22 protein-coding genes are annotated in these 17192 nt (G+C 46.0%); 10 read left to right on the plus strand and 12 right to left on the minus strand.

Annotated features, from left to right (window positions below):
* Positions 1-166: 166 nt before the first annotated feature.
* Positions 167-1657 carry an alpha-amylase gene (gene amyA, locus QMZ65_RS01350; protein ID WP_283215248.1) on the plus strand — a complete coding sequence of 497 codons (1491 nt, stop codon included), beginning with the start codon at positions 167-169 and terminating at the stop codon, positions 1655-1657.
* A gap of 52 nt (positions 1658-1709) precedes the next feature.
* On the opposite strand, the gene QMZ65_RS01355 is transcribed toward amyA, so the two are convergent.
* On the minus strand, positions 1710-1940 hold the full coding sequence (locus tag QMZ65_RS01355; protein ID WP_097117052.1) for a helix-turn-helix domain-containing protein: 231 nt from the start codon (positions 1938-1940) through the stop codon (positions 1710-1712).
* A gap of 293 nt (positions 1941-2233) precedes the next feature.
* Between QMZ65_RS01355 and QMZ65_RS01360 the strand changes: the two genes are divergently transcribed.
* The gene (locus QMZ65_RS01360; RefSeq protein WP_283215249.1) at positions 2234-2443 is read left to right on the plus strand and encodes a DUF3606 domain-containing protein; all 210 of its coding nucleotides are present in this window, start codon (positions 2234-2236) and stop codon (positions 2441-2443) included.
* 68 nt (positions 2444-2511) lie between these two features.
* Here QMZ65_RS01360 and QMZ65_RS01365 read toward each other — a convergent pair whose 3' ends face one another.
* On the minus strand, positions 2512-3885 hold the full coding sequence (locus QMZ65_RS01365) for a methyl-accepting chemotaxis protein (RefSeq protein WP_283215250.1): 1374 nt from the start codon (positions 3883-3885) through the stop codon (positions 2512-2514).
* Positions 3886-4219: 334 nt separating this feature from the next.
* Between QMZ65_RS01365 and QMZ65_RS01370 the strand changes: the two genes are divergently transcribed.
* Positions 4220-5995, plus strand: a complete 1776-nt coding sequence (locus QMZ65_RS01370) for a GGDEF domain-containing phosphodiesterase (RefSeq protein WP_283215251.1) — start codon at positions 4220-4222, stop codon at positions 5993-5995.
* 904 nt (positions 5996-6899) lie between these two features.
* On the opposite strand, the gene QMZ65_RS01375 is transcribed toward QMZ65_RS01370, so the two are convergent.
* From QMZ65_RS01375 to QMZ65_RS01395, 5 genes are all read right to left on the minus strand, one after another.
* Complete coding sequence (locus tag QMZ65_RS01375) at positions 6900-7124, minus strand: hypothetical protein (RefSeq protein WP_141398997.1); 225 nt, start codon at positions 7122-7124, stop codon at positions 6900-6902.
* Positions 7125-7618: 494 nt separating this feature from the next.
* A complete protein-coding gene (locus QMZ65_RS01380; RefSeq protein WP_160833575.1) occupies positions 7619-7846 on the minus strand; it encodes a YgdI/YgdR family lipoprotein in 228 nt (75 codons plus the stop codon).
* Positions 7847-7859: 13 nt separating this feature from the next.
* Complete coding sequence (locus QMZ65_RS01385; RefSeq protein ID WP_097117047.1) at positions 7860-8093, minus strand: YgdI/YgdR family lipoprotein; 234 nt, start codon at positions 8091-8093, stop codon at positions 7860-7862.
* A 492-nt stretch (positions 8094-8585) separates the two neighbouring features.
* Complete coding sequence (locus tag QMZ65_RS01390; protein WP_141398996.1) at positions 8586-8924, minus strand: hypothetical protein; 339 nt, start codon at positions 8922-8924, stop codon at positions 8586-8588.
* A 639-nt stretch (positions 8925-9563) separates the two neighbouring features.
* Positions 9564-9770 (minus strand): hypothetical protein, encoded by a 207-nt coding sequence (locus QMZ65_RS01395; protein WP_097117045.1) that lies wholly within the window; start codon positions 9768-9770, stop codon positions 9564-9566.
* Positions 9771-10105: 335 nt separating this feature from the next.
* Here QMZ65_RS01395 and QMZ65_RS01400 point away from each other — a divergent pair, with 335 nt between their 5' ends.
* Positions 10106-10420, plus strand: coding sequence for a hypothetical protein (locus QMZ65_RS01400; protein WP_283215252.1), 315 nt, complete (start codon positions 10106-10108; stop codon positions 10418-10420).
* Here QMZ65_RS01400 and QMZ65_RS01405 read toward each other — a convergent pair.
* A complete protein-coding gene (locus tag QMZ65_RS01405; protein ID WP_160867407.1) occupies positions 10410-10649 on the minus strand; it encodes a biofilm development regulator YmgB/AriR family protein in 240 nt (79 codons plus the stop codon). The two genes, QMZ65_RS01400 and QMZ65_RS01405, sit on opposite strands and share 11 nt — an antisense overlap.
* Before the next feature lie 1066 nt (positions 10650-11715).
* On the opposite strand from QMZ65_RS01405, the gene QMZ65_RS01410 reads away from it, so the two are divergent.
* The 5 genes from QMZ65_RS01410 (at position 11716) to QMZ65_RS01430 (ending at position 13919) form a co-directional block, all read left to right on the plus strand.
* On the plus strand, positions 11716-11898 hold the full coding sequence (locus QMZ65_RS01410; RefSeq protein ID WP_097117042.1) for a con-10 family general stress protein: 183 nt from the start codon (positions 11716-11718) through the stop codon (positions 11896-11898).
* 464 nt (positions 11899-12362) lie between these two features.
* Positions 12363-12617, plus strand: a complete 255-nt coding sequence (locus QMZ65_RS01415; RefSeq protein ID WP_160833580.1) for a hypothetical protein — start codon at positions 12363-12365, stop codon at positions 12615-12617.
* A 269-nt stretch (positions 12618-12886) separates the two neighbouring features.
* The gene (gene ycgZ / locus QMZ65_RS01420) at positions 12887-13129 is read left to right on the plus strand and encodes a regulatory protein YcgZ (protein ID WP_039328007.1); all 243 of its coding nucleotides are present in this window, start codon (positions 12887-12889) and stop codon (positions 13127-13129) included.
* A gap of 104 nt (positions 13130-13233) precedes the next feature.
* The gene (locus QMZ65_RS01425) at positions 13234-13506 is read left to right on the plus strand and encodes a hypothetical protein (protein ID WP_097117040.1); all 273 of its coding nucleotides are present in this window, start codon (positions 13234-13236) and stop codon (positions 13504-13506) included.
* 146 nt (positions 13507-13652) lie between these two features.
* Positions 13653-13919, plus strand: a complete 267-nt coding sequence (locus tag QMZ65_RS01430) for a biofilm development regulator YmgB/AriR family protein (protein WP_097117039.1) — start codon at positions 13653-13655, stop codon at positions 13917-13919.
* A gap of 216 nt (positions 13920-14135) precedes the next feature.
* Here the strand turns inward: QMZ65_RS01430 and QMZ65_RS01435 are convergent, their stop codons facing one another.
* The 3 genes from QMZ65_RS01435 to QMZ65_RS01445 form a co-directional block, all read right to left on the minus strand.
* Positions 14136-14333 carry a hypothetical protein gene (locus QMZ65_RS01435; protein WP_160833581.1) on the minus strand — a complete coding sequence of 66 codons (198 nt, stop codon included), beginning with the start codon at positions 14331-14333 and terminating at the stop codon, positions 14136-14138.
* A 79-nt stretch (positions 14334-14412) separates the two neighbouring features.
* Positions 14413-14673, minus strand: a complete 261-nt coding sequence (locus QMZ65_RS01440) for a hypothetical protein (protein WP_283215253.1) — start codon at positions 14671-14673, stop codon at positions 14413-14415.
* 157 nt (positions 14674-14830) lie between these two features.
* Positions 14831-15136 (minus strand): hypothetical protein, encoded by a 306-nt coding sequence (locus QMZ65_RS01445; RefSeq protein ID WP_160867412.1) that lies wholly within the window; start codon positions 15134-15136, stop codon positions 14831-14833.
* Between the two features lie 240 nt (positions 15137-15376).
* On the opposite strand from QMZ65_RS01445, the gene QMZ65_RS01450 reads away from it, so the two are divergent.
* Entirely contained in the window at positions 15377-15676 is a 300-nt protein-coding gene (locus QMZ65_RS01450; protein ID WP_097117035.1) for a hypothetical protein, read from the plus strand.
* 40 nt (positions 15677-15716) lie between these two features.
* Here the strand turns inward: QMZ65_RS01450 and QMZ65_RS01455 are convergent, their stop codons facing one another.
* Positions 15717-16877 carry a diguanylate phosphodiesterase gene (locus QMZ65_RS01455; RefSeq protein ID WP_283215254.1) on the minus strand — a complete coding sequence of 387 codons (1161 nt, stop codon included), beginning with the start codon at positions 16875-16877 and terminating at the stop codon, positions 15717-15719.
* Between the last annotated feature and the right edge of the window lie 315 nt (positions 16878-17192).

A 17192-nucleotide genomic window follows, 5' to 3' on the forward strand; every position in this document is an offset into this window, starting at 1 on the left:
GCATTTTGCTTATACAATTCTAAAGAGCCCTGCTGCTTTTCTCACGACCAATCAATTTTTATTTCTTACGAGTTGTCAATGAAAAAAAGTAAAATATAAAAAACCTTCCGCGCTGCAAAAATCATTTTTCACTCCATAATTAAAATGTCTAAACATGGAGAAAAAAATGAAGAATCCAACTCTGCTACAGGCATTCCACTGGTATTACCCTGAAGGTGGCAAACTCTGGCCTGAACTCACTGAGCGAGCGTCAGACTTGAAGGAATCTGGAATAAACATGGTCTGGTTACCCCCTGCCTATAAAGGCGCCGGGGGTGCAGCTTCCGTAGGATACGACACTTATGATCTGTTCGATTTAGGAGAATTTGACCAGAAAGGTAATATTTCAACAAAATATGGTAATAAGGAAGATTTACTCAGGGCTATCAGCTCATTGAAAGATAATGATATTGCTGTTTTATTAGATGTTGTTGTCAATCATAAAATGGGGGCTGATGAAAAGGAGGCAGTTCAGGTCAATAGAGTGGATGAAAACGACCGTACAAAAATTGACGAAGAAGTTGTTAACTGCGAAGCCTGGACACGCTATACCTTTCCGGCGAGAGCAGGAAAATACTCTCAGTTTATGTGGGATTTTAAGTGTTTTAATGGTGTAGACCACATAGAAAACCCATCAGAGGATGGGGTATTTAAGATAGTTAATGATTACACGGGTGAAGGCTGGAATCAGCAGGTTGATGAAGAAATGGGTAATTTTGATTACCTTATGGGCTCAAACATCGACTTCAGAAATCACGCAGTAACTGAAGAAATAAAATACTGGGCGCGCTGGGTCATGGAGCAAACCGGATGTAACGGCTTCAGACTTGATGCGGTAAAACACATTCCCGCCTGGTTCTATAAAGAATGGATTGAACATGTACAAGCTGTATCAGATTCGCCACTATTTATTGTGGCTGAATACTGGTCTTTTGAGTTAGACAAATTACAACAATATATAAACCAGGTTGAAGGGAAGACAATGCTCTTCGACGCACCTCTCCATATGAAATTTCATGAGGCATCTAAACAAGGTAGTGATTATGATATGAGCCGAATCTTTGAAGGCACATTAGTTGAAGCCAATCCTTTTCATGCGGTCACGCTGGTTGCTAATCATGATACTCAGCCCCTGCAGTCTTTAGAAGCCCCGGTTGAAGCCTGGTTTAAACCGCTGGCATATGCGCTTATCTTATTGAGAGAAAATGGCGTTCCTTCAGTATTTTACCCCGACCTCTTTGGAGCAGACTATGAAGACACAGGTAATGATGGTGAAACCCATCGTGTAGACATGCCAGTCATAGATAAACTCGATAAGCTAGTGCTGGCACGTCAGCAATTCGCGCATGGCGTCCAGACATCCTGGTTTGATCATCCTAACTGCATTGCATTCAGCCGGAGTGGCACGGCGGAACAACCAGGATGCGTTGTGATAATGTCAAATGGTGATGATGGTGAGAAAACGCTTAATCTTGGTGAACCCTTAGCTAATCGTATCTGGCGAGACTTCCTTTTTAATTCCGATGAAGTTATCAAGACTAATGAATCAGGTGAAGGCGTGTTTAAATGTAAAGCGGGTAGCGTAAGTGTCTGGGTTCTCGAAGAATTTATTTCCTGATAAGCTGCCCCCCACATTACTGTGCCGGCAGAATGCATACTGCCGGCAACAATTATTTGGTGGAAAGCTGATATTCTGGGTGTTTTCCTGCCAGCAGTAGTAAAAATTCGTATTCTCCCTGACTGAGTTGAGCAGGTTTCGAAAGCGACTCTTTCATCTGCCACACTCTCAGGCTCAGATTAAATCTTTCGGCTGCATTAGCCTGAGTCATACCCGCTTCAATGCGCAAGCTGCGAATGTCATTCTGGGCGGACATTACCGGTACAAAGTTGTTTTTCTTCATAACTTATCTCTGGCGTTAGTCTATGGTATGTGTAGTGGTCAAACAGATTTATAAATAACTTCACTTTCAACTGTTTAAGGCTAATATTTTTTAGTTATCGAATTAAAAAATATCGCTTCGCTTATGCTTCCATCCCGCCTCGCTTAATAGCCGTCTCTATATCAGAAACATCCCATAAATAGTTTTAGACATTTAATAGGGAATATTCTGCTTTTTAGTTTTATCAAATCATTCAGAATCTGACACCCCAATGAGCCCCAATTAAATCAGAAAAATATCATATGAGGTTAGTCATGAAAGACCCAATTCAACGTCGCATTCCCCATGATTTGACGCAGGTAATAATAAATGAGCACTGGCAAATTACCTACTGGACTCTTACACTCCAAACCACTCAGGAAAGATTAACCAGAGCTATCAGAGAGGTTGGCTCAAATAGAGAACTGATACGAACATGGCTCAGGGAGCATCCCCCTCTCATAACCCCCAAACCCATGATTTAATTATCTGTAATTAAGCGAGAGTTTATTATCATTTGAATCAGTTATGCCAGGCCGTCGATTAATATATCTCACACCTGTGTGGTTGCCGGTAATGCGAAATGAATGATGGTCTTAGCCATGTCTTCGGTTCTGGTATTGAGCCTTACGGCTGAACTTGCAACATGCCTTACCAATGTGGAATTTTGCTGTGTGACCCGTTCGATATCGGTAACTGCTTGCGTCACCTGAATGATCCCTTTGCTCTGTTCATTTGAAGCATAAGAGATTTTCCTGATGAGTTCATCTACTGAAGAAACGCATTGGGTCACCGCTCCCATGGTGTGCCCGGCACGGTCTGCGACCTCTTTGCCCTCATTCACACGAGCGAGAGTTGTATTGATTAATCCTTCAATTTCTTTGGCTGCACTTGCGCTGCGTTGTGCAAGTGTACGTACTTCTGTAGCAACAACAGCGAACCCTCTGCCCTGCTCGCCTGCCCGGGCTGCTTCAACGGCAGCGTTTAACGCCAGTATATTTGTCTGAAATGCGATACTGTTCACTGTGGCAGTAAACTGCCGTATTTTTTCGGCTTCCTCGGCAATACCATTCATCATGAGGCCAACTGAGTTCACCAGCTTTTCGCCTTCTCCGGTGATATATGCCGTTTTCTCAGCAAGACTGCTTGCTTCATCAGCACTTAATGCATTTTGCTGAACGTTCGCGCTCAGCTGGGTAATACTATGTGCGGTCTGCTCTAAGGAAGTTGCCTGTTGAGTAGTCCTTACAGAAAGGTCAGTATTGCCCGCTTCGATGTCTGCAGCCTCACGCTTCAGCAGGTCCGTATTTTTCCTGATGGAAAGTACAGTTAATAAAAGACTGTTTTGCATGGCTTTCACCAGTGGTACCAGCTGCCCTACACAATTTCTACCCAAATCTTGCAGTGGATTAGTCAGTTCACCGGAAGCAATTCCTCTGAAATGTTCCCTTAAGGTTGCCAGAGGCTCAACGAGGTGCACGACCAGAAAGCGGTCGCAGAAAACCAGTAACATAAAGATAAATAATGAAGCAACGGTGAATGCTAACTCCAGTTTTTGACAATCATCGTTGAATGCATTCTCTTTGTCAGCCAGTCTCTCCTCGAGGAATTCTAAACGCTCTTTTGATGCTGAATTAAAATTTATATCAGAACCGGTCAAGGCTGTTCGAAATTCATCCCAGTCCGGTGTAGCAGGAACTTCTTCTGCTAAGGTTCTCTTTATGGAATCGTCACCTGATTTCATCGTATTACCTGCTCGGGTCAGAAAGATGAGTTGAGCAACCAACTTTCCCTCACGCTGCGTTTGTTTATGTAGATCTCTTAAGATTTCTGAACCATATAAGCCTGCAAGAGCAACAATAATAAAAGCGGCAACGAGAATGCACTGCACTACCCGGCGAATAGTAAAATTCGTAAGAAAGTTCATTTAATTACCTGGTGTTGTGATTAATTTAGACAAAAATAGTAACCATATAAATTATTTTAGTAGTGCGCTATTAGATTGCGCACAAGTGCGTTATCAGTTAGAGTCTGGCAGGCATTTAAAAAAAAGGAAATATTCCAGCAAGAAATATTTTTCTCAAACAGATTGCCCCTTTTAATTAAACTAAAAAAAACAGGACGAACTCAAGGGGCTGTCTTATGATGGCGAAAGAGACAACAAAAAGCGTAATCTTCAGTCAGTTTTTAGCTTCTTCTTCCGGTCGGTTATTTTTCTTTCACTTTTACGTTCCGGTTATTAGACCCGGCACGGGGGATTTATGGTAAAAAATTTAAATGCTACTAATGAACGTCGAAAACGAGCGCTTGACGCCCTTCTCGCACCTGATGAAGGAAGGGACAGTGTTCTGAGAAAATTTGTTCATTTAGCCAATCAGGCGCTGGGTATCCCAGGAAGTTTCATTTCAGTTTTAGATGAGGAGTTCCAATACATTCGGGCCTCACATAATTTCTCACTGAAACACTCAAAAAGAGATGAGTCTTTATGCCAACATGTTGTTAATGACGACAATGCTCTCATCGTTCCAGATACATGGCTGGATGCTCGTTTCTTAACCCACCGCTTTGTTACTGGTGAACCCTACATACGTTTTTATGCGGGCGTTCCGCTCAAAGATCGTGAAGGCCACGTATTAGGTACTTTTTGCGTAACTGACCGGGAACCACATCCGTTCAGCGATATGCAACTCGCGACACTACAACAGCTTGCTGAGTTGGTTATGTCATTTCTCGAAGCCTGGCATGCCACCGGTTTTAATGACCCTGTCACTCTCTTGCCCAACCGCTCCCGACTAATCAGCGATATGCAGTCGCTCGCTGCAGAAGGAGATAAGGTCAAGCGTCGTCTTATTATTATTGATTGCCTGAAAATGGCTCATGCTTATGACTTGGCTAAAACAGTTGGAATGGTGCCGGTTGAAGAACTTCTCAGGGATATAGCTATAAAATTGCCTCGCCGAATACGTCCTCAAAACGGTGAGATGTTCTATGCGCTTTCCACTGGACGTTTTGCCATTCTGGTGCGCGACGAAAGCCGCCTGGACGCCTCGTGGATTGCAGGGCGTATGGAAGGCATCTGTGCTGAGTTAGGTAATGGGATATCAATAACTCTTACTTCCCATGCGGGCCAAACGGATTTTACGGCGATTTCATCCAAAGCCTGTGATGTCGTTCGCCGTGCCTCGGCTGCGCTTGAAGAAGCGATCGATAAAAATTTACCCTCAGTGATGTATAAAGAGTCTGAAGAAATAAAACATTCAAATGATTTTACTCTTATGAATGAGCTTTCTGATGCAATACGTTTTGATAAAGGCTTATACCTTGTATATCAGCCTAAAACCTGTCTCACATCGGGTCAGCCCGTCGGCCTGGAGGCGCTGATACGTTGGACACATCCTGTCAGAGGGGAACTGTCACCCGCGGCATTTGTACCCATGGCTGAACAAACGGATCTACTTCATGAGATGACGGAATGGGTGATTGACAAGACGATAGCCTGCCTAAAGCGATTCAATCGACAGAATATTCAATTGCCCATCACAATCAACGTCAGCCTGAACGATTTCGCGAAAAACAATTTTGCAGATTTATTAGAATCAAAAATGCTGGAAGCACGTTTATCTAATAATCTCTTGGGAATTGAATGCCTGGAAACTGAGCGGATTATAGAAAATGCACAGGCACTAACCGGTTTGCATAGACTTTATGAAAAAGGGTTTACCATATCTCTGGATGATTTTGGGACAGGCTATAGTAACATCAGTTATCTGAGACGAATGCCGCTGGATATAATAAAACTTGATCGCTCACTTATATCAGGTGTTTTAGAAGATACCTCCTCGCTTATCATCGCGCGCAGTATTATCAGAATGTTAAAAGAGCTGAATTATACGGTGCTTGCGGAGGGTGTAGAGGACGCTGAAGTAGCAATTCTTCTGCGTGATTTTGGTTGCGACCAGGCTCAGGGGTATTTCTTCTCTAAGCCGCTATCTGATCCCGAACTGGACATATGGCTTCAAAGACGCTTAAAGAACTGAAAGCACAAATTTAGTTAACTAGATACCTACTATGACTTGGTTGCGCATTACTCCATTAACACTGTTCCTGTAGCTCACTTTGATAAATTATAAGATTCATCCTGGACGTTTTAATCACAAAAAGCACTATAATTTTTTGCTTAATACAGATAATTAAGCACCCTCTAGAGGGATGAGTAGCTTTAAGAATCGGTTATAAAAACAACTTTTAAATCCAGCTTTTAACCCGCTATTGCGGGTTTTTTCTCAGCAGTAAAACGTTCAAAGCAATTCTTACATCACTCGTAGAAATACGTTTTTTAATTTAAGCTATTGTTTAACGACTGGATGCGCGTAAAACATCGTATTAATATGTAACAGCTTAAAATTCGAGTTGGCCTATGGCTGCTATTCTCACCCCACTTTGTTGCTTTCAAAAGCGTTCCCAAGGAAAATTTCTTTGCATGTAACTAAAGCAATGGTTAAATTGTGAAGGATTTATTGCAAAGGATGGCTGATATGAAACTTGCTTAGAAACACTATAGATTATTATCAATAATTAAAGAGAGAGGATCAGTACTCTCCTCCGTCAAACCCGTTGTCAGGAAAGAGTTATCAGAGATGGGGCTTGTTGAGTTTCTCTTAGGCGATGAATGGATGCGTGACAAAGAGCGATATAAACTTACTCCGCGCGGGAGAGAAATATTGGATGAATATGACTTTAATCTGGCCGCAAATGCGTTTAAAAGCACCTGTCAGGGAAAACGAAACTCCAGTTAAAATCTATAGATCATTGTATTTTATAAAGTATTCAGAGATAGCCATACACATCTTTATTAGTTAATTACCAGTAAAATAGTACCGATTATTGTAAATACGCCCCCAGAAAGTAGACCAACCAAAGAACTATCGAGAATAAACCAAGCTATTTTTGCTCAAACAGATTAAGAATTTCGGCATAATATATTGCTTCCATTGGACATATAACATTTTCAAGCCTTAACAATAGTCGCGAAATCATGGCACGTCTGTTGACACAACGGCGTTCACGCAGCAATTCATGCACCAGTTCACCAATCATAATCTCTGTTGGGGGTAATACTACCCTTTGAATATTTTCACCGCCTTCATCAAGATAATGAATATTCATTTTTTTTCCAAAAAATTAACTAATAGTTCATAAACTATAGATCATATGACCAGAGTGGCCTTAATGAAATCAGGTCATATTTAACTAAATTTTAAATAATTGACATACCTCACAGAATTCCGATTATTTTTTCAATCCATTCCAATCACACAACACTTACCTCTCATTTAATCACTGAGTAACCAAGACCTTGTATGATTACTTGACTAAATTTAATAATCGGCCACAAAAAATCCTTGTTTGGACTTAATATTTTGATGATAGTTTCACTCAAAATCTACATTTATTAGGTAAATTTAACAAATTCCAGTTAAACCTACTCCTTCAAATCTCCTCTGTTCATTGTTGTAATGTTTTTTTAGCAGATTGATACCTGATTCAGCTTTGAATTGAATCCAATGTCGGAAAGGCTTAATTTTTAATAGTCTGGGAAGTATTTTTACATTGTAACTAGGAATGTAAAAACACCGCCAGAGGTGACGGTGTTTTTTTGATTAATGTGGAATTTCTGATACTTCTTTGACTTCCTGCTTATTGATCTGTTGCTTAACACCGTTGGCATCAGTGTAACCTAGCAATCCTGCATCAGTCTCTGTAGGCTTACCATCGCTGACAATAGTTTTGCCATCATTAGTATGGATAGCATAGCTTGTCCGGGTACAGCCCGTTAACGCTGACAGCGCGATAATCGCGGCTAATGATGAAAAAATAATTTTTTTCATGAACTAATCCTTATCAATTATTTAATTCACTCATATTGGTGATTTTGTCGCGGTTGATTTGTTCAGTTCTTCCTGACTGTGCATCTTTGTAAGATACTAAACCCGTATCACTGTCAATTTGAGGTTTACCGTCTGTAACGATTGTACGACCGTCTGTGGTTTTGATAGCCTGATTTGAAGAACATCCCGCGACTGAAACTGCAAATGCTGAAGCAATTAACAGGAAACCTATGCCTTTTTTATTCATTACTGATCCCTCTTTTGGAAAAAAATTTTACTAACTGTTCAATAATAGATGGTTTCTAGCAATCTGCTTCAGAATTGTACTCATACCCCACGAAATGCAAAAAAGATATGCCAGTGAGGATTCCGGTTTTGATCTTTTTTATGAGTCAATCTCCATGCGATGCAGTAAAGACCTTAAAATTATGATGTTACCTTGTTGCTGGCGATTGGTCGTTCCAGAGAGTATTAAGCAGGTCTATTAAGTTGGACGTAACTATTTGTTGTGAAGCAGACTAACTGCGTTCCTTCACAGAGCAATTCGTAATACTCCCTTTTCGCTATTTTTTTGATTATGAGCATATGCATATCCTGATTATTATGCTACGAGATGAATATTCGCTTATTGTTTGGAACCTGAGGATAAGTATGCTGAAGTAAAGAGTGTAAAATACTAACTAACACTACGGATTTAAATGCTGTTAGTTCAGATTGGTTAAATCGAGGCTCATTCAATTCAGGCTACGCTCACCGGCTTCATCCACAGACCTTTCTTTTCTGAAAGAGCCCTGATGATTGGTTCAGAAAGGTCGACTTCTCTGGACAGTTTTTCAGACTGCCAATAGCGTTCGAGTGTGAGTCTGCCTGTCAGGTCACATGTACAATCCATGGTTGCTATGATTTTGTGCCGGGCGACGTTACCCTGCATCGTAGGTACAGAACATACGACTGCAGAAAAATAGAGCTTCTCATCAAACAGGATCCACATACGGCCCGGTTCATGCTCAATGGTGCCGAGCATTTCAAAACGACGGTAAACTGTACTGGTGCTGTAAGACATTGGAATGACGTTCATGTGTATCAATCACTCAGGTGCGAATAGTAATAATTATGAACACGTTGCCGAGTATTCACTCGACACGATACCTTTAACTATAGGTTTAGAATATTTTTTTAATTCTATCCACCCCTATAATTCTTTATGGCGATTTTTTAATCACTCACTTGTACTGAATACTTGCCCTACCCACTCAAATAAGTGTGTAAAACCTCATTCGTTGTAAGCATACAATCCTTTTTGAAAGGGGTTTAAAAAGCTATCGTGCACATCCCAACGCTAGCCATAACCCACTAATCTCGGCGACTATGCACTTCTGATAAGCACTGAATAGTGAATTTTACCTGAAAGAGTTAAGCCCAACACCTGCTTCATTCCACAGCCAATATTTATAATAGGAATGCCCGCATTAATTATGGCTGGCAAATTAGGGTGATTCTTATGCAGGCTGTATGCGGATTACACAAAATATCTTTGAACAGAGTGCTCTTGCGGACTTTTAGAGAAAGATTCTAATCAGGACAAATATTTTTTTGAATAAACCAGTATTTTGGCCTACCCTCAATCGGGCTTGGAATAGTTCCGGCTTTGGGTGAAATGGAAACAGAATTTTTTCCCGGGAATTGTCCCGGGATTTTTTTTGCACTTAAGAAGTGGCTATTGCTTCCCCACTCCATGGCTGTCTGGTAAAGGAAACCAATGCGATACGCGATATTGCCTGAATGTAGCGTCCCCCGGCATAAGAATTTGGGTGAAATTTTCAAATGATGCCTCATATTTTCCGCTTCCTACCCCTTCATCCGTACATATTGCAACTACCTGGCCGTCTGCGGGCTTTTCAACTTCATAATCAATCCAGTTCATACATTCTCCATTTTAGCTGGCTTAAAATATGGACTGCCTTTCCCCTTATCGCAAAGACAAATTCAATTTTAAGATAAACGGAAAATCGGTATCTGCTTTTTGTGGTTTCGGCCGATGATGGCCGCCTAAATCGTACAGAGTGAATCTCGTGTGCTTAAAAAAACAAAGTCGACGTAGGTGCTATGATCATAATTCGGAGAACCCGCTTTATATAGGCGATATGTTAAAGGCATTTGGCAGGCAGAAGCGATTCTGACTGCGGCTTTTTGGAGTCACCGGGAGACACCGGGGAACTTACCTATGTTGAAGAATGTAAAAGCGCTACGGAGGTGGCCATGCTCTGGATGGAAGAGGGTCTGTATCTAAGGGTGGAAGAGTTGCCGGGCGGCCCGCGGCCGCTGCCGATGCTGAGCGGGTTCAACCTAACTACCGCCTATCGGGCGCTAGGGTGTTTTAATCCGTCGGAAACGTCGGACGCCTATTTCATTCTTTCCAACGATCGCGATGAGGTCTGGTTTATTTGTAACCGGCACCTTAGAACCGTTGTTATACGCCGGGACTGCACGGCATTCCGGTTGCCGCTCTCCTTTTTCGGCAAGGATACTTTAACCGGCACCCTGTCGGCAGTCCTCCCCAGACTTAGCGATTAAAAAGCATCCTGAGCAGAACCATCAGATGTGCCGCCTCGGTTTCATCACTGGTCGCGTCAAGCCGCGCTATCATTTTCAGGCACACAGCAGTCCGAGTCAGCCGGCGCTCCTGTCGCAGGATCTCAACGGTAATGCGGCCCAGCAGCGCAATCTGGCAGGGATGGGTAACCTGGCTGAAGTAACCGGTGAGCCCGGCATCTTTAACAGGTGGTAGTCCGTCCTGTCGCATGAAATACCCGTATGGAGTGAATAAGTTCGGGCGCAAAATAACCGATGTAATGGCGCGTGTACAGCAGTAATCCGGCAGTGCTAAATTCTTTAAACAAAACCTGGCATTACTTCATTAAATTCATAAAGTTAAATTTACGCTCCGGTTATCAGGGAAGCTCATAGATAAAAATAATAGCGGCGGACGACAGCATGCCCATTACCCTGCACGATAACATCTTCAGTCAGGTACTGAATCCGGAAGACACCAACCGGGCCGATACCCGGGTATTTCTTGCCGGCGATGCAAAGCCTTTACGCTGCCCTATTAATCTTGTACGGCTATTCCCTATGGCAGTACGCAGCAGAACGGCAGTTCAGGCTGTACACACAGGAGCCCTAGCCGGAAACCGTCTATGCGGTGACTGGATGACAATGAAGACTACACCTCGCCCTAGCAAGCCAGCATATAGGTAAAGATATGGCGCAAAAGCCAGCCGCTGCATTAGTATACGCTGCATGGCCTGGCACGACGAGTTTTCTGCAATTTGCTGCCTCGCTGGTCGATCATCATTACCGACAGCGCGCAGACCAACGCGGCAGAAGTGATGTGGATGAGAATGGTAGCCTGGGCCCTGCGCGACCCGGAGCACCACGTGTACGTGTGGGACGGCACAGGTGAATCGGGCTGCCTGTACCCGGTACGCAGCTGGCTGGCATTTTGAGACCGCTGGCCCGCCTTTCTGCTGGGGCGTCCAGCCTGAAAGTCATCTGTGGAGACGGGGTGTTGTTAGCACACAGCCCCTAACGCTGCGCGGAACTGACACAGTTGCGGAACGGCACGGCCGCGAAACAGCTCTCCATCGGAGGGTTGTCACGCACCGTTCCGCGCACAAAGCCTGGCGCATTACCATGAAATGGCAAGCCGCACGCGCTGTCAGGCGCTCATTTCAGATACAGCCGTCCTGCAACTCGTGTCCGCCGTCGTATTCCTGAAAAAAAGCGTGCCGAACTCAGGCAGTCCTGTGCCGACGTGCCACAATTTAACTGCCTGAAATGCAGGACATCTTTTAACTGAGGAAGACATCATGACAACAACAAGACGCGGTGGTGCTGGAAACTTTGCGGCCGATCCCGCACGTGCCTCCGAAGCAGGGAGTAAAGGCGGCGCCGCCAGCGGCGGCAACTTTAAAAACTGTCCCGACCGCGCACGCGAGGCCGGCCGTAAGGGCGGACTTATCAACCGCCGGGGTTCCAAATCTAAAATTTAATTGAGCTGAACATACGCGCGACGAGGCTAATATTACATCCCGGCGCGCTTATTTAGGGAATCTTCATTTCCTAAATACTTTTTGATTCTGATGCAGAATAATCTCCGCGTTTTTCTCAGTAATTTTTTTCTCGCCCGTCTCGAACTTTTAAAGGGTTAACCTTACAGCCTGACAGATGGTTAGCCGTAACACTTTCAATCCTCGGATGAAATTAAATCTCATATTACCCCGATTCCTTTAGATGAAATCGATTTCAGGTAACACTTAAATTTTATTCAGTATTTTCCGACGGTTAACCCTGATAGCCTGTCAGGCATCTGAATTCATGATGTTTTTATCTTCTGACGGAAGCTTTTATTTCAGGCTGGCCGGACAATGCGCTGAAAATAATGATACGGAAGAGGACTTCATTGCATTAAACCACTACACTGAAATACCGCTATAAGACTGAGAGTGAGCTGAACATGTTTGAAGACTTTCATAACGGAAACCAGCTGATTATTGGCGAGGCTGCGGTTCACCTGGCGATGAATAATACGGATATCACCGTTAATTCACTTATCCGGGAACTGGCTGATATGGCCGCAGCTGAAGAAGATCCTTTGCGCTGCGTGCAGATAAGAGGGGCGAAGCGCTGGCTTCGTGGGTTTAAATCATTACCGGGCAACCGGGACGAGCTGAGATGGGTCACCGGAGCGGGCCGCACCTCACCGCACTAAATAGTTTCCGCCTGTCCGCGACATACCGGGCAGGCATCTTTAATGACATCTCATCTGAACATCCTTCCTGTTGTACAACCTTTCCATTGAATCATTCACTCATTATTTGCGCACAGATACTCATCTAACTTACTGAATAATAATTGGAAGCATTTTTTGCACAAAAATAAAAGTTGTACAACAACACAATTGCTGTACAAGTTTGATTTAGTTGTATAACTTTACTGTCAGACAGAGCCGACTACATTTCAACCATTGAGAGGTTCACCATGCGTCAGAACGTTACGAAATTCCCGGACTCCGCCAGCGACATTGCGCATTACTTCAGCAAGGCATCGGCGCCGACCCAGCAGGAAACGCTGGGGCAGATTGTCGTTGAAATTCTGCGCGCAGGCAAGAACCTTAACCGCAAGGCCATCTGCACCAAACTGCTGCGCCGCCTTGAAGTGGCGGCAAATCAGGAAGAAGAGCGTCATTATCAAACACTAATCGGCATGCTGTTTGAACGCTGAGTTTTTTCGCTGTAAGCAGGTGATGCCCGCAGCGTGCATTCAGGACCGCCCGGAATAGTTGTCCTGCTACCCTGCCTGGAGGGCATTAACCTGAAGATGCGGGTATGAAAAATAAAGATTTAATACGCCTTGCCGATGTCGTCCTGGGTGAGGCCGTGGTAACGCTGCTGAGCATCGAAGACGGAATCAGCGCAGACAGCGTGGCTCGACAGCTCCGGGCTATGGATAGCAGTGAGACGACTCCGGACAGGCGAGAAGCTATAGCCTTGGCGCTGGGCGAGGTGCAGACGGAATTTATACAGTCCAGGGAAGGCCGTGATGCAGCAGTGCTGGCATTGGGTGCCCTTAATGGATCGGGTAGTAGTACAAAGAAATAATAGTAGCCGATTAACCCAGGACGAATCTCCGTATTTTCGGAAAGTGGCAGGACGCCCGCAGGATGTGGCTACCCAAGGGGTGGCCGTTATTTATTTCAGGCTATAAGCCTGGTCACTTTAGCCCGCAGGGCCTGACGGATAACACTATGCAGCTTAATGAACAACACACCTCTACAGAAGCAAGCATCATTCAGCACTTCCGTAGCTGCGGCGACGAGCTGGCCGCAGAAACTGCCGTGCTGGACGCAGTTATCCGCGACATCGTCATACATGGTAAAAAGGTGACCAGCAAAGCGATTATACTTTATCTGATCGCCGAGCTGGAGAGCACGACAGATGTGGGTGAGCTTGACATACTGCGCAGCGCGCTGGAAATCGTGGTGGGCAAAACGCCTGACGATGAAGGTTTTTGAAATTAATTCTGCTGCGTGACGTGCGCGGCGGCCATCGCAGCCGGGGAGTCAAATCCCCCCTGCGAAGCCCACACGGAGCAGCTGATAGCGGCGGCAAGACTTACAACAATCCAGACTTTCACTGGCTTCTCCCGGCTTAAAAGTTTAACACTTCATAGTGTGGCACATCACCGTCAGTGAGCCAGGATGTATGTCAGAACAGGAGGAATCTGAAAGTCAGTGCATTTGCTCTGCCAGAAGCCTGATGGCGCGTTCGCAGCTTAGGCGCATTCCGGCAGTGCCGACCACTTCACTCATGCTGTGCAGGGCGCTGGTAATCTCGTGGAGAGTGAGGTGCTGGTCCGGCTTAAGAAGGCGAGCCACTACCGTTCCGATAACGGCGTAGATATCTTCGGCGGTGGTGTCATCATTCATATGACCTCCGTCCGTAAGGTGGATGAGTGTACAGTATAACAGAAAGGGGCAGTATCAGATACCGCAGCCCCCCATGGAGTCAGTGAAGCTTCTGCTCTGTCAATCCGGCAACCCTTTCCCCCCCTGTCTTTTCACCATTACGAATATGCATTTCCCGCCGTACTTCTTCAATAGCGCGCAGACCTGCGCGAATCCGATCTTCGTCCGTTTCAATTTCAATGGCCGATCGTAAGCGATCCGTCAGGGCCGCCCAGCTAATGGCCACGTCCTCATCCAGCAGCGCCGTGACGGCTTCGCCAAGCATAATGTCGGCCATTTTATCTTCAAAATCATTTTTCATGGGGTTATCCGGCAGCAGGTTTTGGGCGCAGAGCTTAGCACAGTGCAGCTGGCCCGAACATGAACGGGAAGGATACCTATAGAAAACATTTACGCGGCAGTGTTAACACGCGTCACGTCAGGGGAGTCCAGCAGAGCTAAGCTGTGCTGAAGGTACCTTACTCCAGCGCCGGTAATTTCTTTCTGCGGCCGCGCTGCTTTGCTACGGGCGATGAGGCTGCCGCCACCTGTGAAGGCTTTTCAAGGCGATACAGGCAGACGTCGCCCCGCTCCGCCAGGCTTGCCGGCCAGATCATAGCCGCGTTCCCGTCCTCAACGTAAAGCTCGCCCAGCGGTTGCACCACGGCCCAGGGGGCACCTAGCATACGCCGCAGTTGCAGGATCTCCAGCGCCATGGCCACAGCTTCCGCTTCATAGCTGCCCTGATTTTCTGCGATTTGATTCAAACGATCTTCACTGAGCATTACTGACTCCCCTCTCAGTTATTCCCTTTTGCACTGATAGCCCGCCAGCGGATTGCCGGATACGCACCTCAGGTTCATGCTATAGACGTCTGCGGTGTTGATAAGTCTTTTAACCCGCTGCCTTTACGAAATTTTTACGAATAATAATGTGCCGTTAGCTTGCAGAGTCCGCAACCAGTTCTACGCTGGGCAGACCAGTGAAAAAAGTCTTCCAACTCTAAAATAACAAAGGCGAAAAAGATGATTCTAAGTGAGTTTATGCTGAGGTTAAACCGCTGGCCTCGCATGCATTTCACAGCAATTGAAAGCGAGCAACGTGATACCGGTATTGAGATTTATGCCATCGACTGCACAAACCAGACCAAAAGCCGGCTGCTTATTTATCGCACGCCCGACACACAACACGCTTCCGCAATGATGACGCATTTCATTAGCTGGCTTGAAAAAGCGAATCGTGGCAGAACTTTGCGGTATGAGAAGGCACAAATAACGGCTGTCATGGCCGAGCAGCCAGCAACCAACCTTACCGCAACCTCCTAATCCTGTTGGGCCCGCTTTGGGCCCTTTTCTTTCCTGTATCTCAAACAGCCTCTCGGGTCTCCGGCCAGGCAACGGCCGCGCCTTTTGCAGTGAACAGGGCACCCTGGAAATCAGTGACACCAGCCGCCTCCAGCCACATCCATTCCTCAGGCTGTTCGATACCCGCTGCAATGACGTTTATCTCCAGCGCTGAACAACAGCGAAGCACTGCGTGTACCACCGCCTGACGGGGACCGCTGCGGTGAATATTGCGCACGATCGCTGCGCCGATGCGCACGCGGTCCGGCTGGACGTGCGCCAGCAGAGACAGTCCTGCCGAACCGTCACCAAAGTTGTCGATAGAGATACTGATACCGGCTTGCTTCAGTTGGCGTACCGCCTGAGTGAATGATTCCAGCTGAGAGATAACCTCTGTTTCACTGACGCCGAGTATTATTTGCTGCGGCACCAGCTCAGCACGGTCAATTGCGTTAATGAGCCGGCTAACGGCATCCGCAAGATTAACCAGCGTCATGGGCAATATGCTGACGTATAACATGATGTCGTCGGGACACGATCTGCCTGCCTTGTTCAGCGCCTCTGTGACGACGCTTAGGTTATACGCATACAGCGCCTCGCCGGTCAGTCCATCCGGGGCTTCATCGGGTATGGCCTCGATGGCTGTGACCTTACGACCCAGAGGATCAACCACCGGGCGGAAGGTGACGCCCACCGCCGGGAACGGGGGACCGTTCTCATCCGGTACAAAGTCCCAATAGTCAGCGGGCAAAACCTCGAAGTAGTTTTCTTTCTCACGGGCTTCCACGAAGGTGCGTAAGAACTGCAGGCCCCGATCGTCGTATGTCAGACGATATTTAGACGTGCCGCGGTCAAGCACCGCCTGCAGCACACTGCCACTGTCATGGCGGCGCAGGTCAAACAGCTCCATTCCATGGTTGCCGAAGCGGCGCGACGGTGAGTAGTCGCGCATCAGCTCAACCACATTGTGGTGACGCCGGTCGGCGCAGATACGACCATAAATGTCCAGTACGCCCTCCTCCGGGCCCTCAAGAATCTGGAAGAAGTGCGTGCCGTTAAAGAGCAAGATCCCCGTAACCTGATGCCGGGCGTTGAGCAGGCTGGATTTCTCCACCATACCCGGCAGGATGCTTATGGGTACCTCATCGGCAAGATGGCTTCGGTAAATAATTGTTGTAAGCATTTCTGGCTCCCTATTACCGCAGATTGTCACGGGCACCATAGCAGTTGGCTGACCATTCTCAAACCGGACCGGTAGTCACTCTCACCGCACCGCGACTTAAACGACGTAGACATCATTAAGCCTTTTTGTCCTCAACACAGGTATTAATTCATGCGGGTGCCGCGCTTCACAAAGCCAGTACGCATAGTAGCGAAGCATTTGTACGCAAAGTAATATCTTTCGATTTGAGCGCCTCCTGCATGCGTTTACCCAAAATCCTTATTAACAGTACTCAACCTGCGCGCCGCGAAAGGCTCAAGGTTACCGGCAGCACAC

It is taken from the genome of Pantoea sp. EABMAA-21, assembly GCF_030053335.1.
Lineage (GTDB): Bacteria > Pseudomonadota > Gammaproteobacteria > Enterobacterales > Enterobacteriaceae > Pantoea > Pantoea communis.

Coding starts and splice junctions, on each gene's coding strand:
- amyA (WP_283215248.1), top strand. CDS start 167: ATGAAGAATCCAACTCTGCTACAGGCATTCCACTGGTATTACCCTGAA.
- QMZ65_RS01355 (WP_097117052.1), bottom strand. CDS start 1,940: ATGAAGAAAAACAACTTTGTACCGGTAATGTCCGCCCAGAATGACATT.
- QMZ65_RS01360 (WP_283215249.1), top strand. CDS start 2,234: ATGAAAGACCCAATTCAACGTCGCATTCCCCATGATTTGACGCAGGTA.
- QMZ65_RS01365 (WP_283215250.1), bottom strand. CDS start 3,885: ATGAACTTTCTTACGAATTTTACTATTCGCCGGGTAGTGCAGTGCATT.
- QMZ65_RS01370 (WP_283215251.1), top strand. CDS start 4,220: ATGGTAAAAAATTTAAATGCTACTAATGAACGTCGAAAACGAGCGCTT.
- QMZ65_RS01375 (WP_141398997.1), bottom strand. CDS start 7,124: ATGAATATTCATTATCTTGATGAAGGCGGTGAAAATATTCAAAGGGTA.
- QMZ65_RS01380 (WP_160833575.1), bottom strand. CDS start 7,846: ATGAAAAAAATTATTTTTTCATCATTAGCCGCGATTATCGCGCTGTCA.
- QMZ65_RS01385 (WP_097117047.1), bottom strand. CDS start 8,093: ATGAATAAAAAAGGCATAGGTTTCCTGTTAATTGCTTCAGCATTTGCA.
- QMZ65_RS01390 (WP_141398996.1), bottom strand. CDS start 8,924: ATGAACGTCATTCCAATGTCTTACAGCACCAGTACAGTTTACCGTCGT.
- QMZ65_RS01395 (WP_097117045.1), bottom strand. CDS start 9,770: ATGAACTGGATTGATTATGAAGTTGAAAAGCCCGCAGACGGCCAGGTA.
- QMZ65_RS01400 (WP_283215252.1), top strand. CDS start 10,106: ATGCTCTGGATGGAAGAGGGTCTGTATCTAAGGGTGGAAGAGTTGCCG.
- QMZ65_RS01405 (WP_160867407.1), bottom strand. CDS start 10,649: ATGCGACAGGACGGACTACCACCTGTTAAAGATGCCGGGCTCACCGGT.
- QMZ65_RS01410 (WP_097117042.1), top strand. CDS start 11,716: ATGACAACAACAAGACGCGGTGGTGCTGGAAACTTTGCGGCCGATCCC.
- QMZ65_RS01415 (WP_160833580.1), top strand. CDS start 12,363: ATGTTTGAAGACTTTCATAACGGAAACCAGCTGATTATTGGCGAGGCT.
- ycgZ (WP_039328007.1), top strand. CDS start 12,887: ATGCGTCAGAACGTTACGAAATTCCCGGACTCCGCCAGCGACATTGCG.
- QMZ65_RS01425 (WP_097117040.1), top strand. CDS start 13,234: ATGAAAAATAAAGATTTAATACGCCTTGCCGATGTCGTCCTGGGTGAG.
- QMZ65_RS01430 (WP_097117039.1), top strand. CDS start 13,653: ATGCAGCTTAATGAACAACACACCTCTACAGAAGCAAGCATCATTCAG.
- QMZ65_RS01435 (WP_160833581.1), bottom strand. CDS start 14,333: ATGAATGATGACACCACCGCCGAAGATATCTACGCCGTTATCGGAACG.
- QMZ65_RS01440 (WP_283215253.1), bottom strand. CDS start 14,673: ATGAAAAATGATTTTGAAGATAAAATGGCCGACATTATGCTTGGCGAA.
- QMZ65_RS01445 (WP_160867412.1), bottom strand. CDS start 15,136: ATGCTCAGTGAAGATCGTTTGAATCAAATCGCAGAAAATCAGGGCAGC.
- QMZ65_RS01450 (WP_097117035.1), top strand. CDS start 15,377: ATGATTCTAAGTGAGTTTATGCTGAGGTTAAACCGCTGGCCTCGCATG.
- QMZ65_RS01455 (WP_283215254.1), bottom strand. CDS start 16,877: ATGCTTACAACAATTATTTACCGAAGCCATCTTGCCGATGAGGTACCC.